A 14,179-nucleotide genomic window follows, 5' to 3' on the forward strand; every position below is an offset into this window, starting at 1 on the left:
TGTTAGTCAAATTTGCCATTTCTGAACAAGCCACCCTTTATCCGCTACGACATCATCACTCTGCGCTCCGATCGGAATGCATAATTTGCCGAGGGTCTGAGTCTTGAGTCTTGAGTCTTGAGTCTTGAGTCTTGAGGTTTGAGGTTTGAGGTTTGAGGTTTGAGGGCTTGAGGGCTTGAGGGCTTGAGGGCTTGAGGGCTTGAGGGCTTGAGGGCTTGAGGGCTTGGGGCTTGAGGGATTGAGGGCCGTTGGGCTCGCCGAGACGAGCTCGACAGAAGGCTGGATCGGGCAGCGAGGCTGCTGAAATACATGCCGTTCGACGCCCTTCGCTCGAGGAGCGGACGCCCATTGCGTTAGCCGCTCGAAGAGCAGAGCGGCACCGTGATTTCTTCAATGCCGTGTTTCGATAACGCCTCTTTTCCGCGAACGGTTACGTCACTGATGAAGGCGAATTGATCACGTAGATCAAACGGGTACGCTTTTACTTTGTAGTGTGTTCCCCACGGTTCGTTGCTGAGCATCACCAGGACTGGCATTTCGTATTGCAGATAGCCGCTCGTCATTGCCACGTCGCGAAGGAGACTGCGAATCGCTGCGTGATCTTGTTTCGACGCGACGTAGAAATCGGTGACGCACATCAATGTCCGTTTCCCGTTATTGGAATTCGAGATATTCTGATCCCAAATTCGAGTGTGCGGGACGGTGATTAAATCATCGGATGCGGTCCGCAGCGTCAGCGAACGCATTCCGACGCCGGTCACTTCGCCATAGTCACCATCGATCTCGACCCAATCACCGGGCCGGTACGGCCGCTCGATGACGGCGATAATCCCCGCGATCAGAGCACTGACGTAGTCCTTAAACGCGAACCCGATCGCGACGCTGGCACCTCCTGCGATCACCAAGAAGTTTTCAAATGTGACGTTGAAAACAATCGGGATGACCCACAGGATCGCGAACGTCAACGCCAGCAACCGGACGATCGGCACGGTGTTCAAGAGATACAACCGAAACTGACTTGGCCCACGCTCGGCCAACAACGGCAACAGTTTGCGAGTCAAATGGATCACCAGCCAAGCCGTTAAGACGACCAAACCGATTTCGACGAAGCTGATGTCTTGCAAGTCATTGATAAGTTTTACCGCTTCCTCTTTCGCCCGATCGGAACCATTTGGGGAAGGATCCGCAATGACGGCAGCGGCGGGAAGTCCAGACTTGTTCTGCATGTCGTTTCCTAGAGTTGATCCAGCGGAAATCCGGAGTCCTGCAATGCGTCGCGGATCGCCGGATAAGCCGCCGCAGCGCAAAAATACTGGTCCCCCTCTCTTCGCACAAAGCCCGCTGCCATCAGCGATGGCAAGACGTTCGACGCATCCACACTGGGGGTCGCCACATCCAACTCGCTTGCCGTCAGACCGTCGTGAATCAATAGCGTGTGCAGCGTCAATAACGACGCGTCGACGTCGCAGCTTGGCAATTTCATTTCCTCCAAAGCGGCAACCCAAATCGTCGTTTCGTCCGGGAACTTTTCGGAGGGAGCGTTCTGTTGCTCATCGTCAGGCCCGAATCGCAGACGGCGCCGCCACAGGTGCCATGCGATCCAGGGGATCCCTAGACTGGTCGCTGCCAGCTTTTGAAAGAACTCTCCCGTCTCTTTGCTTGCCAGATCCGATGGAAAGACTTCATTGCCGCTGGTCGAAAAGCGAAACGTACGATCTTTATAATCAGCATGCGTCGCGAGCTGTTCAAACCAAACTCTCAGGCGATCGGCGTCGAAGGCAGCGAATGTCAATCCCGCTGGCAAGAGCCCCCCCGCTCCAATCGCCTTATTCAAAAACGCCCAAGCCCATGAATTACAACCGATCACACAATGTCGTTCAGCCTCGGCCGCCTTGCTTAAAAAATTCCGCACATGATGCAGCCCATCGTAGTGGCGCAGAAACCATCGCTCCAAACGAGGAACCACCAACACAGCATCGTCGCTATCGCAGTGATAAGTGAGCTCTGCGCGAGGGTCGGTCAGCACGTCTCGACTCGGCGGTTCGAGGATGCGATGCCCGTGTTGCCGAGCCCACGTTCGCACCAAGTCGTTCGGTTCGCAAGGAGGCAGCACCACCAAATGCAACCAACGCGCAGGAGCAGGATCGGCAATCCAATCGGCAAATGTGGCTTGCATTTCTTCCAAGATCGTCCCACACAACGGCGGCACTGCGATCGAATCGAGCTTTCGACGATTGGCCGATCGCAAGGATTCGTCCGAGATGAACGGATCTTGTCGCTGACGACGATAACGCCTCCAAATCTTCCAACTAAATTTCTTGAGCGATTCATCGGCTGGCACGGATGGCCATTTGTAATTGCCCAGCGTGTTGAAGGTCGGCGGGTGGTCGGACTGGGGTTTCATTCGTTGCTGGTAGTGGACGAGGCTACGAGTCCTCAGGATTGGGCTCTACCGAAGAATCCGTGGGTTGATTCATCAATCCCAAGTACAGAACACGGTCGGTTTTTCAAGCATCGCAGGGCAAAAAGGATGTTTTCGGTGCATCGGCAATCGGACGTTCAAAAATAAACCTCGGCAAAACAAGCCGTTTTATCGAGGCCAAGCGAGACATTCTTCCCGCCCTCAGCCCGTTATCCCTCAGCAAGTTGCTCCTCAGCAAAGCTTACCTCGAAGGGCGTGGACTTAAGAAAAACGCAGTGACTTTCGCAGTGGGTGATTTTCCTGCTTCCGTACGGCTCGTCCGGGCGGAGCAACAAGTGGCAGCTACCATATGATTTTCCTGCTTCCGTCCGGCTCGTCCGGGCGGAGCAACAAGTGTCAGCTACCATATGATTTTCCTGCTTCCGTCCGGCTCGTCCGGGCGGAGCAACAAGTGTCAGCTACCGAATTCTAAATTGGCAAAGGGGTAGCTGTGGAACAAAAACGATGCTCACCGCTACAGGATCCAACCCGAATTTTGAGCACCCTTTGAGCACCCTTTGAGCACCCCAGGATGGAACTCGCAACCTCGCCCACTATGTTTTCTTTTCGCGAACGGTTGTGAGGACGACCTCGAGAACTTCGCCGGGCGTCATTCCATCGGTATCGAGTACGATGGCATCGTCAGCCGCTCTCAATCGTCCCACTTCTCGCGTTTGATCCTCGCGGTCCCGCTTATTCTGGGCGGCGAGCACTTCGGCATGGGTCAAGTGCCGGCCATCTTTCCGTAATTGCTCGCAGCGTCGCCTTGCTCGTTCTTCGGGGGAGGCGGTTAAAAAAATCTTGCATTCGGCTTCGGGAAAGACCTCGGCTCCTTGATCGCGTCCTTCGGTGACGACATTGCGTCCATCGGCAATTCGACGCTGCAATGCGGACAACTGCTTGCGAATGAGCGGTTGGTCGGCTAGGTAACGGATCGCATCGGTCACGGTTGGCGAACGAATTTCATTCGAAACATCCTCACCATCCAACAGAACACGCGTACCATCCCAATCGATCCGCAAACCGCTGGTCAAGTTAACCATCGCCTCCACATCCTGAAAATCGATTTGAGCACGGATTACGGCTAAAGTCGCCGCGCGATAGAGGGCGCCGGTATCGAGGAACTCAAAACCCATCGCATCAGCGGTTTGACGCGCGATGCTGCTCTTGCCAGCGCCAGCGGGACCATCAATTGCTACAATCACGCGCAGTCTCTAAATTTGTACAGAGGGGAGCAGAAGGCTGCCCCATTAGGACTTGAACCTAAAATAACAGAGTCAGAATCTGTCGTGTTGCCAATTACACTATGGGGCAGTGTCGCCGACTGGAAATCGATTCCATGACGGAGAACACTATTTAGATTGTTTTTTGGCGTGACGTCAAGATGGCAAGGCGTAACGATTTTTCGGGTTTGGTGTCTCGTTGTTGATTTCCCTTTCCAGACTTAGAATATCGGCTCGCTACCCCATCGTAAAATCGACGTTCCGACGCGAATAACGACTCCGTACCACTTCCGTAGAAGGTTCAATTTCTGATGGCTTACTTGTCGAACAGTTCTTTAGGAACTGACGGAATTGCCGAGCGTTTCGAACTGCAAGACGGTGAAACGTCGATCGGTCGGCATCCCGAATGCCACGTTTTGGTCGACGCGGGGGCCGTCAGCCGATATCACGCGAAAATCGTTCGCCGCGGGAATGATTTTCTTGTCGAGGATTCTGGCAGCCGAAACGGCACCTTTCTAAACGGCCAATTGCTCTCCAAACCAGAACTTCTGCGCGAAGGTGACCGTATTCGCATCAGCGAGGTCGATCTGATCTTTCACCATGAAGAGATCCCCGAATTTGCTCAGGACCAGAACCAGATGACGTTCGATGGTGCCAACTTTGGCATTCTGATGGTCGAAGACGAGAAGACCGATCGGTTGAACGCATCGAAAGTCGAATTCAAGAGTAGCGGCGATGGTTTGAAGTTGTCGGCAACGCCCGAAGCGAAACTTGAGGCGTTGATGAGGATCAACACCAACCTCAGCAATTCGCTCGGGCTCGACGAGGTTCTCCCCAATGTACTCACCAGTCTTTTCGACATTTTCCCCGCTGCCGATCGTGGCTTCGTGGTCATGGAGGACGCTAAAGGCAATTTGACCACGCGTTGGGTGAAGACCCGACACACCCGTGACGAGACGGAAACGGTACGAATTAGCCGTACGATTATTCGTGAGGTAATGAGTACGGGCGAACCGGTCTTGTCACTCGACGCATCCGAGGACGTACGTTTTGACAGCAGCCAATCGATCGCCGATTTTTCGATCAAATCGATGATTTGTGCTCCGCTAATCGATGGAGAGGGCAACGCATTCGGGGCGTTACAAATCGATTCACTTCGAGGCCGCGGCCAATTTCGCGACGAGGATGCCGACTTGCTTCGCGGGGTGGCCGCGCAAGCGGGCATCGTGATCAATAACGCCCGGCTCTATGAACAAGCATTGATCCAACGTGAAGTCGAACAAGACCTGAAGCTGGCAACCGAAGTGCAAGCAGCCTTTCTACCGCAATCGCCTCCTGACGCGCCTGGCTACCATGTCGTCAGCTTCTACAAGGCAGCCAATCATATCGGGGGTGACTATTTCGACTACATCCATTTGGCCGATGGACGTGTCGGAATTGTCGTTGCCGATGTCGTCGGCCATGGAGTGGCCGCAGCAATGTTCATGGCAAAATTGTCAGCGGAAACACGGTTTTGTTTGGCTAGCGATGACAACGTTGCTCGCGCCATCGAACGACTAAACGACCGGATGAGCGGGTTGCAAGTCGAACGCTTTATCACCTTCCTACTCATGGTCGTCGATCCCAAAAGTGATAAGGTGACGATCGTCAATGCCGGACATATGCCGCCCATCGTCCGCATAGCCAAGTGCGGTTCGATTTGCGAACCTGGCGAAGAGGAGTCCGGTCTACCGATCGCTATCGATGATGGAATGACGTATGAAGCCGTCGAAATCCCAATGAATTTGGGCGATGTCGCGATCATGTATACCGACGGTATCAACGAAGCGATGAACGCGGCGGATCAGGAGTTCGGGATGGAGCGGATGCGTGAAATTGCTGCCGAGGGCGGAACCGCAGAAGAGATGAAAGACAAAATTGTCTCTGCCGTCTTGAAGCATATCGGTCCCACACCGCCCTTCGATGACATGTGCTTGGTGGTTCTTGAACGAGTCGCCAAAGTCGATCCGGTCGTTGAACCGTCCCGCAAATCAATCGCGAACGATACAATCGATGCTTGATCGGAACCGCAGGTCCGCTAACGCAACCACCTACACATCCAATGGAGGATTGCCGGTCCACTTCACCCTCGCCGGATCGTTTGCCAACGGCTCGCTTTGCGACCCTCCCTGGCTTCACCGAAAGAGTGAATAAAACGCTTTCGGGTAGTGGATCTTGTCAAAGATCCTTTCCCATGAGGGATCTTTGACAAGATCCACTACGGCAAACTTTATCCTTACTCCCTTACCAAGCATTAGCCTGGGACCACTTTGAACGCCGATTCCCAACCTGCCGACTCCAAGACAAGGCAAAAGGCACCCGTCTTTCGGTGGGCGATCATCGTTTCGATCGTCATCTGCTTGCTTGTTGCGGTACGCCTACTACCGATTGACCAAGCGATGTCGTCGGTAAAAACGTGGATCGCTGGCCTAGGTTTTTGGGGGCCATTCGTATTGGTGCTGCTCTACATCCTTGCGACGATCTTGTTCGTCCCCGGCACGATATTGACGTTGGTTGCTGGTGCGACCTTCGGCCTTTGGATCGGTTTTGCTGTGGTTTCGCTGGGGTCGACGATCGGTGCTTCGTTGACCTTCTTGATTGCTCGCTATGCTGCCCGAGAAAAGGTCGCGGCAATGGCAACAGGCAGCCGCCGCTTTGATGCAATGGATCGAGCGATCGCCGAAGGTGGATGGAAGATCGTGGGTCTGTTGCGATTGTCCCCCGCTATTCCCTTCAACCTACAAAACTACTTGTACGGCTTGACGTCCATTCGCTTTTGGCCCTACGTGGTGACGAGTTGGATTGCGATGCTGCCGGGTACCTTCTTGTATGTCTACATCGGCCATGTTTCCGGTGCAGCTCTCGGGGCCGATCGCGAGCGTTCCAGTGCTGAGTGGGCGATGTTGGCGATTGGGTTAGTGGCCACCGTCATCGTGACCGTCTATATCACTCGTCTGGCAAGTCGTAAACTAAACGATCAAGTTGATGAGCTTGATACGGAGAAAAGCAAACAAGATGACACGATCTTCTGAATGTCATGGTATTAACACTCGAACCTAGACTATCGGAGCAACGTCGATTCGGATGCGGAGGTAGCGAAAGTCACCAAGACTTTCGAGGTGATGGCGGATTGCATATCGCTCTCATCGCTTTTCCCCTGCGGTTGCTTTACGGGGATCGAACTTCTTTTTAAGGCTCTTCAGAAGAATTTGTGGGTGAAAAGGAAGTTGCGGAAGTTTTTTGGGGCATGGCAGTCGCGATACCCATTGCCACGAGGCAGATCGAATATCACCTTGATGACCGGGAACGGTGTTTCGCCAAAAGGACGGCGGCGACGATACGCGATATTGGACTCCTCCTCCTCCTTCGGCCTCTTTGCTCGCCGACGGAGGCCGATACATCGATCGTAATGTGTCGCCCTCCGGGCTAGCGGTTCGGTTGCCATCCATTCCGGTGGCTCACACCACCGGCAAGGATGTTTCGGCCTCCGGCCTGGGGGGCGATGGTGCAACTATCCACAGATCGGAGGGATCACGTCACCGGCAGTGGATGTTTCGGCCTCCGGCCTGGGGGGCGATGGTGCAACTATCCACAGATCGGAGGGCTCACACCACCGGCAAGGATGTTTCGGCCTCCGGCCTGGGGGGCGATGGTGCAACTATCCACAGATCGGAGGGATCACGCCACCGGCAAGGATGTTTCGGCTTCCGGGCTAGCCCGGATTATTCATTAGCCGTTTTGGCGATAGCGGCCTGCTGATTTAATCGGTTTGACTCGACTTATTGTTTAACGCCAAGCCATAGGCGACCGCTTACAGAAAAGCTGACGCCTTCGGCTAAGCGTTAAACGATTAAATCGACAGCCCGCTAACGCCAAAACGGCTAATACGCAGACTGTTTTTCGAGCAATGAACGTAAACGCTTGAAGGCGTAGACGTTAGCAAAACAATTTCCAAGCCCATGAATCATCCGGCCTAGCTCGAATGGCGTGGACGGAAGAAAAACGGAGTGAGTTTCACAGGGGTGTTTTTTCCTGCTTCCGTCCGGCTTATCCGGGCGGAGCAACAGGTGGCAGCTACCATGAACGCAAAATTCCACGCTCGCCCCACCCCCACGAATCGCCGGAGGCGATTCGTGGGGGTGGGGCGAATTTCTTTCGGTCGTGCGGTTTGTAGCCGCCACTTGTTTCCTCCGCCGAGACAAGCTCGACGGAAGGATCTTTCACGTTTCAGAATTCCTTCAGTACACGCCATTCCGGGCTGGCTCTGAGGAACAACTTACTTAGGGACAACGGGTCAGGGAGGAAAGAACGTCTTGTTTTGTTGAGGTTTATTTTTAACCGTCCGATTGCCGATGCACCGAAACATTCTTTTTGCCCTGAGGTGCCTGAAAATCCTACCCTTCGGTACTTGAGATGGATGAATCAAACCACGGATTCTTTCGGCGGAGCCTCTTTTCAATGGAGAAACCGTTTTCAATGGAGCGAAGAATGGCATCTGTTTTTGACCGACGTTATGACACGACCGTTGAGCCATCAAGGCGCAAATTTTCACCAAACTCTCTCCGAGTAGGATCGAGTCTTTGGTCGTTGGTATTACCGTGTTGTCCCCATCGTGGAATCCTAAACCCGATGCTTAAACGGTTTCTATATCAACGCAAGAAAAGATGGTACACAGGGTTCTCGGTTTCATCGACATAGGGGTAGCCAAGTGACGCGAGAAAGTTGTCGAACACAGGCAAGTCATCATTGGGCACTTGGATACCGACCAAAATGCGTCCATAGTCGGCACCTTGATTGCGATAGTGGAACAGGCTGATATTCCAATCGGGATGCATACGGGACAGAAACCGCATCAAAGCTCCTGGACGTTCAGGAAATTCGAAGCGATAGAGCCGTTCATTTTCGGATCGAGGGCTACGGCCGCCGACCATGTACCGAAGATGCTCTTTCGACAAATCATCATCCACCAAATCCAAAGCAGCAAAACGCTGTTGAGCCAACGCGTCGCGAATCGTCGCCGCTTCGCCGCGATCGGCGATCGCAAGTCCGACAAGCACTTGAGCTTCACGATGATCCGAGATGCGGTAGCTAAACTCGGTCACATTTCGTCCGCCAATCGTTTCGCATAAACGTTTAAAACTGCCTCGCGTTTCTGGGATCGTCACCGCAAACAAAGCTTCACGTTGGTCTCCCACCTCGGCTCTCTCGGCCACGAAGCGAAGCCGATCGAAATTCATATTCGCACCGCAAGTAATCGCGACCAGCTCTTCTCCACGCAAGTGATGCTGACTGACGTACTGCTTCATTCCCGCGATCCCCATCGCACCGGCGGGCTCCAAGATGCTGCGGGTATCTTCGAATGCATCTTTGATCGCTGCGCAAACGGCATCGGTATCGACCGTGACAAAATCGTCGACCAACTCCTGGGTCAATCGAAACGTTTCGTCGCTGACGCGTTTCACGGCCGTGCCATCGGAAAACAGTCCCACGTCGGATAACGGGACGGGGTTACCCGCTCGGACCGCTTGCAGCATCGCGTCAGAATCGATCATCTGGACCCCGACCACTTTGATCTCGGGACGAACCGCTTTGATGTAGGCAGCGACTCCCGATATCAGTCCCCCGCCACCAATGGCGACAAACACGGCATGGATTGGATGTTGGTGTTGCCGAAGAATTTCCATTCCAACGGTGCCCTGGCCGGCAATCACGTCGGGATCATCAAACGGATGGACAAACACGAAATCACTTTGCTTTTGTAACGTTAAAGCATGTTCATACGCATCGGAATAACTGTCTCCGTACAGAACCACTTGGCCTCCCAAAGCCCGCACAGCATCCGATTTAAGCTCTGGTGTCGTGACAGGCATCACCACGACCGCTTGGCAACCGAGGTGTCGGGCGCTGAGGGCAACGCCTTGTGCGTGGTTTCCAGCTGATGCACAAATGACGCCTCGAGCTAACTCCGAGGGGGAGAGGTGAACCATTTTATTGTAGGCACCACGCAGCTTAAAACTGTGGACCGGCTGGGTATCTTCCCGTTTGAGCCAAACTCGATTTTCCAATCGGCCCGAAAGTTTCTCGGCAATCTCGAGCGGCGTTTCGATTGCCACATCGTAAACGCGGGCGTTGAGAATTCTCTGCAAGTAGTCGAGCAACCGTTTGTCCATTTTGAATTGTTTGCCGTTAGAACGTGATTCACTCTTCCCCAACGAAGAGTTCGTGGTGTTATTAATTCCGTTGCCCTGAAAAGGGCGTGATTGAAGGCTCCTCCGCCCTCTTGAGACGCTCGGGAGGCGAGAGCCTTCCGAACAATGTGTTCCCAGCCGGGAGCTTAGGAACAAGTCCCCTCATTCCTTGTCCAACAACAGCTTATGCTCCGCAGCCAAAACGTCTTCGAGCTTTGACACATTTTGTTTGCTGATCTTCATTCCTGTCACTTCGCGGTAGAAGTCAAGCGTGATGTTTTCGCAAAGGTCTGTCCAGCGGTCGATCAAATCGCGTGCGGGACGCCCTACCTTTACGATCCCTGGTTTTGCTAATTCCATTGCCGCTCGTTTACGATCCCGAGACGGCGGATGCGTGTCGAAGGCGTTGATTCGCTCTTGCTCCGAGGCTTTTGCAATCCGTTCAATCGTTGTCGCTGGCATCGTTTTACCAATGTGCTGGACCAATCGTGGAATATTGTCGACCAGAATGCCAGCTTGATAAAGCATCTGCAAATTCATGACGGAAACACGGTAGGCAACTCCAAACTGCTGAGCGGAAGTTTCTGATTCGCAAAACGCTTTGCTTCCCGCCAGATGGACGGCGTAGCGATCCGCGTCAAACTCCATTTGCCTAGACAAGCTACCGCTGCTCGCATAACCCACGTAGGCAAATATCCTCATCATGTACCGCCCGATAGAGCCGATTACATAATTGATTGCCCATAGAAGTCCAAAAACGCTTGAGCCAATGTCCGAATTCGAGACCACATCGGCGACCATCTCATCACGATAAGCTTTGCGACTAGCCGAATGAACGAACCACCCATTCAAATTCGCCAACACGAAATGAACTCGCATTCCCGCACCTTGGCAAAAATGACCGAACTCATGAGCGATCACCGACGCCAATTGCTCGGCCGACTGGGTCGCGATCAAGGGGACGCCGAGCGTCAAAACCAAATTGTTCTTCTCGAAACTCAACATGCCATGGTCGAACGATGCTGATGCATTAAAACCACAATTCAGATCGATTCGAGAAGGAGGCGGTGTTCCCATCCGCTTGCAAATCTGATCCACAAACTCATACATCGTCGGCTGTGCTTCGCGAGTCAGCGTTCGTGTTTCAGGAGCTTTGTGCGTTCCCGAAAAGAGCGTTGCGATGGTTGCAAAGAACATGCTGACGATCGGAACCCAACACGCTAAGACAAGTAGCCCCAAACCGATTGCTCCAAACGCTAGAAACGGATTGGGCAATTGGCCCGTTGACTCTCTACCGCTCCAGGTATAGATACCAATGAACATGAACACGGTCGAGACCAGGACGATGATTGTAAATAGGCTCGGCAGAAAAAGCATCATTGCTGCGGTACCGAGCAAGCTGTGGCCATAGGACCAATTTTGCACAACGGGTTCGAAATCACCACGAAAACATGTCTCAATTTGAGCAGGCGTTAACTTCGCAGCGAGCGCTGCCGTCCGCATCCGCTGTTGTGCCAAGACCGCTTCATTCACACTTTCGGTTGCGGCATCAAGTGCTTTGAAGAAATCGTCGCTGTCGTCAACCACGGGGCTGACGTCAGCTACGGGCTCGGCAGGCAATTCCGGGGCATTCGAAAGGTTGGCTAATTGTGATGCCAGGTTCTTTGCCACGGCTTTTTTATCGGTCGCTGCGTTTTTCGCAATCGCATCGCCGACTCCATCACCAAATGTTGGTTTTGATGTTGGTTGGGGCAAACGAGTTGTCGGCATGGGACCGATGTTTTCCTTCGCCGTTTGCCTTGGTGCCGGTGGCGATGGCTTGGGAATCTCGATCATTTTGCTGCACTGGTTGCATTTGGCGCGTCGCCCGGCTGCGTCGGGGCGAGCCTTCAAAAGGGTTTGGCAACCAGGGCACTTGAACCGTATCACCGCTTGACTCCAAAGTAAGTCGAAAAACCTCAGCCGTTCAGCCGGCGAACGAATTGCGTTCGCAAAGCCTTCAAGAGAAGCATTGTACACCCTGTTTGCGGTCGCCCCTAGCTATCGAAGCAAGCGATGGTGTTTGGTTGTGGGTCGGCCTAACGATCCACTTGGATCTGTCGCGGTTCGATCTTGGCCGCGGCATAGCGAACTTCGATTTTTGTTTGATCGACGGTTTGATCGACAAATCGGGTGGCCTCTTGACGCGATGGGAACCATGCAAAAACGGTCGGTCCCCAACTACTTTGCCCGACACCAGTCGCACCGTTTTGTTTTAGCTTATCGACCAACCGCGTGATCGATGGGCCGTTGTAGGCGCCACCTTGCACTGACGAGAACAACATTCCACTGGCATGGTTGTAGGCCTCGACCGCTTCGGCGAACCGACCAAAATCCGATGCTCGTGCAGCTGGAAAGAGCTGCTTTGTCGCTGTTTCTCGCAGTTTGGCTTGAGATGCTTTGGATGCTGGTTTCAGTTTGTCGAAATGAGTCTGCTCCAGTTGGCCACTTACGAAACAAGGTGAGCTTGACTCTTGGAATAGTCCCACACACCATGAGGCAGGGATGGCCGTTCGATCGATGATGGGATTGATCGACGCGTTATTGACGCGATTCGATGTTCCCTCCAACACCAATCCACCGTTAAAATAGCCATGAATTCCGACGGCGGAGCGTTTGCCTCGACGCGCTACCGTCAACGCAATCTGTTCGGCGGATAAGTCGACATCGAAAAGTCGGCACATCGCTTCGGCAACGGCTAACGATAACTGGGTTCCGCTGCCTAACCCGCAATGCGGTTTGGGTTGATGGTGAACATGGATTTGGCAGGGTGGCAATTCCGTTTGCCCGGCAACCGTTCGGAAATTCTCGGCGATCGCGTTGATACGATGGCTTGCAACGTTGGGTCGCTGATACTGACTCGTTCGAACAGCCGTCACTTCCGTAACAGGTTGGTCAATCATCAAGCCGACACCGCCAAACGGTTCGACCGTATCAAGTAGTCCCAAATGAAGTCTTGATCCAGTCGTCACGCGAACTTGAATTGACGTCATGACGAAGCATTCGATTGCAAGAGAGATCGATTTGGGGTCACACCATCCACCAACCGTTTGATTCGATCGAAAGCATCCATCTCGGTCTTACCGCCTGTCTTGTCGACCAACGGTTGTAGCGATTCAAGCTCGATCCGAATCTGCTCGATCGGCAATATACCAATGCGTGAGGCAAGAATGGCCGCTTCCACAACCGCATGTTTCGCCCGGTTAAAACCAAAGAAGGGGCGGACGATTCCCGTTTGCTTGACATGGCAAACGAAACGGTGCCGAATCGCTTCGCCCGATTTTTCTCGATCATTCGATACAGTGATGCTCTCGTCAATTTCCACAGCAAACCAGCGGTGACAATCACGCAGAACATAGAACTGATCATCAAGACAATCGACCATCGAACGGACATCCTCCCCATTCTCGAACCCGCCCGTCACCGCACGGGAAAACAGGTCGACGTTGTCCGTCACATGAATGGTGGCGGTACGATTGGCAACCAAATTCTTGTAGGTCTGTGAAGACGAAAAGGGACGTAATTCAAAGACAAGCTCGTCCACCATTGCGGTTTGGAAACCCTCGTCCACCGATGGCCCCATCGGTGCGATGTTCACTCGTCCTCTCTGGTCAACGGTCGTGACTATTGATTCGAGAATCATCGTCTTTACTTCGTTTTCAACGTGTCAACAAAATTCTTCACCACCGTTTCACCGATCTCCGAAAGAATCGATTCTGGGTGAAATTGGACACCAAAAACGGGCAATTGTCGATGCCGGATGCCCATGATGATGCCGTCATTGGTTCTGGCGGTGATCGACAAGGTTTTCGGAAAGTTGCTCGGACCGACCGCTAGCGAATGGTAGCGTCCCACTTGGCAGGGCGATGGGCAGTTTCGAAAAACCCCTTCTCGGTCGTGCGTGATGGTCGATGCCGATCCGTGGACCGGAGCACAACGAACGATTTGAGCACCAAAGGCCAGCCCGATCGCTTGATGCCCCAAACAGACACCCAAAATCGGTACCGTCGACGACAAATCGCGAACCACGGAAACCGAGCAGCCAGCATCGCTAGGGTGACCGGGGCCTGGGGAGATGACGATCGCCTCGGGTGATCGTTCTTGGCACGCCTGTACGTCAATCTCATCGCTGCGGACGACCAATGTCTTGCAACCCAATTTACGAAAGTAGCGTGCCAAATTGTGGACGAACGAATCGTAGTTGTCGAGAAGCAAGATCATCCGCAGTG

11 protein-coding genes and 1 tRNA gene are annotated in these 14,179 nt (G+C 53.4%); 2 read left to right on the top strand and 10 right to left on the bottom strand.

Annotated features, from left to right (window positions below):
• Positions 1–353: 353 nt before the first annotated feature.
• From Q31b_RS21045 to Q31b_RS21060, 4 genes are all read right to left on the bottom strand, one after another.
• Positions 354–1,226: a mechanosensitive ion channel family protein gene (locus tag Q31b_RS21045; protein WP_146601632.1), complete on the bottom strand. Its 873-nt coding sequence runs from the start codon at positions 1,224–1,226 to the stop codon at positions 354–356.
• Positions 1,227–1,234: 8 nt separating this feature from the next.
• Complete coding sequence (locus Q31b_RS21050) at positions 1,235–2,404, bottom strand: hypothetical protein (protein ID WP_146601633.1); 1,170 nt, start codon at positions 2,402–2,404, stop codon at positions 1,235–1,237.
• A 611-nt stretch (positions 2,405–3,015) separates the two neighbouring features.
• Entirely contained in the window at positions 3,016–3,666 is a 651-nt protein-coding gene (cmk, locus tag Q31b_RS21055; protein WP_146601634.1) for a (d)CMP kinase, read from the bottom strand.
• Positions 3,667–3,703: 37 nt separating this feature from the next.
• Positions 3,704–3,775: transfer RNA gene (locus Q31b_RS21060), tRNA-Gln, on the bottom strand.
• Positions 3,776–3,995: 220 nt separating this feature from the next.
• Here Q31b_RS21060 and Q31b_RS21065 point away from each other — a divergent pair.
• Together Q31b_RS21065 and Q31b_RS21070 are read left to right on the top strand one after the other, a co-directional pair.
• Entirely contained in the window at positions 3,996–5,744 is a 1,749-nt protein-coding gene (locus Q31b_RS21065) for a SpoIIE family protein phosphatase (protein ID WP_146601635.1), read from the top strand.
• A gap of 249 nt (positions 5,745–5,993) precedes the next feature.
• The gene (locus tag Q31b_RS21070; RefSeq protein ID WP_231617736.1) at positions 5,994–6,755 is read left to right on the top strand and encodes a TVP38/TMEM64 family protein; all 762 of its coding nucleotides are present in this window, start codon (positions 5,994–5,996) and stop codon (positions 6,753–6,755) included.
• 1,042 nt (positions 6,756–7,797) lie between these two features.
• Here the strand turns inward: Q31b_RS21070 and Q31b_RS28525 are convergent.
• The 6 genes from Q31b_RS28525 to Q31b_RS21095 form a co-directional block, all read right to left on the bottom strand.
• A complete protein-coding gene (locus tag Q31b_RS28525; RefSeq protein ID WP_197171982.1) occupies positions 7,798–7,947 on the bottom strand; it encodes a hypothetical protein in 150 nt (49 codons plus the stop codon).
• Positions 7,948–8,372: 425 nt separating this feature from the next.
• On the bottom strand, positions 8,373–9,893 hold the full coding sequence (gene ilvA / locus Q31b_RS21075; RefSeq protein WP_146601636.1) for a threonine ammonia-lyase, biosynthetic: 1,521 nt from the start codon (positions 9,891–9,893) through the stop codon (positions 8,373–8,375).
• A gap of 180 nt (positions 9,894–10,073) precedes the next feature.
• Positions 10,074–11,840, bottom strand: a complete 1,767-nt coding sequence (locus tag Q31b_RS21080) for a M48 family metalloprotease (RefSeq protein ID WP_146601637.1) — start codon at positions 11,838–11,840, stop codon at positions 10,074–10,076.
• A gap of 149 nt (positions 11,841–11,989) precedes the next feature.
• On the bottom strand, positions 11,990–12,943 hold the full coding sequence (locus Q31b_RS21085) for a GHMP family kinase ATP-binding protein (protein ID WP_146601638.1): 954 nt from the start codon (positions 12,941–12,943) through the stop codon (positions 11,990–11,992).
• Positions 12,940–13,593, bottom strand: coding sequence for a DUF447 domain-containing protein (locus tag Q31b_RS21090; protein ID WP_146601639.1), 654 nt, complete (start codon positions 13,591–13,593; stop codon positions 12,940–12,942). The genes Q31b_RS21085 and Q31b_RS21090 overlap by 4 nt, the downstream gene beginning before the upstream one ends.
• A 5-nt stretch (positions 13,594–13,598) precedes the next feature.
• Positions 13,599–14,171: an anthranilate synthase component II gene (locus Q31b_RS21095; protein WP_146601640.1), complete on the bottom strand. Its 573-nt coding sequence runs from the start codon at positions 14,169–14,171 to the stop codon at positions 13,599–13,601.
• Between the last annotated feature and the right edge of the window lie 8 nt (positions 14,172–14,179).

It is taken from the genome of Novipirellula aureliae, assembly GCF_007860185.1.
Classification (GTDB): domain Bacteria; phylum Planctomycetota; class Planctomycetia; order Pirellulales; family Pirellulaceae; genus Novipirellula_A; species Novipirellula_A aureliae.

Excerpts from the sequence above, each read along its gene's own strand:
- Q31b_RS21045 (WP_146601632.1), bottom strand. The coding sequence starts at position 1,226 with ATGCAGAACAAGTCTGGACTTCCCGCCGCTGCCGTCATTGCGGATCCT.
- Q31b_RS21050 (WP_146601633.1), bottom strand. The coding sequence starts at position 2,404 with ATGAAACCCCAGTCCGACCACCCGCCGACCTTCAACACGCTGGGCAAT.
- Q31b_RS21065 (WP_146601635.1), top strand. The coding sequence starts at position 3,996 with ATGGCTTACTTGTCGAACAGTTCTTTAGGAACTGACGGAATTGCCGAG.
- ilvA (WP_146601636.1), bottom strand. The coding sequence starts at position 9,893 with ATGGACAAACGGTTGCTCGACTACTTGCAGAGAATTCTCAACGCCCGC.
- Q31b_RS21085 (WP_146601638.1), bottom strand. The coding sequence starts at position 12,943 with ATGACGTCAATTCAAGTTCGCGTGACGACTGGATCAAGACTTCATTTG.
- Q31b_RS21090 (WP_146601639.1), bottom strand. The coding sequence starts at position 13,593 with ATGATTCTCGAATCAATAGTCACGACCGTTGACCAGAGAGGACGAGTG.
- Q31b_RS21095 (WP_146601640.1), bottom strand. The coding sequence starts at position 14,171 with ATGATCTTGCTTCTCGACAACTACGATTCGTTCGTCCACAATTTGGCA.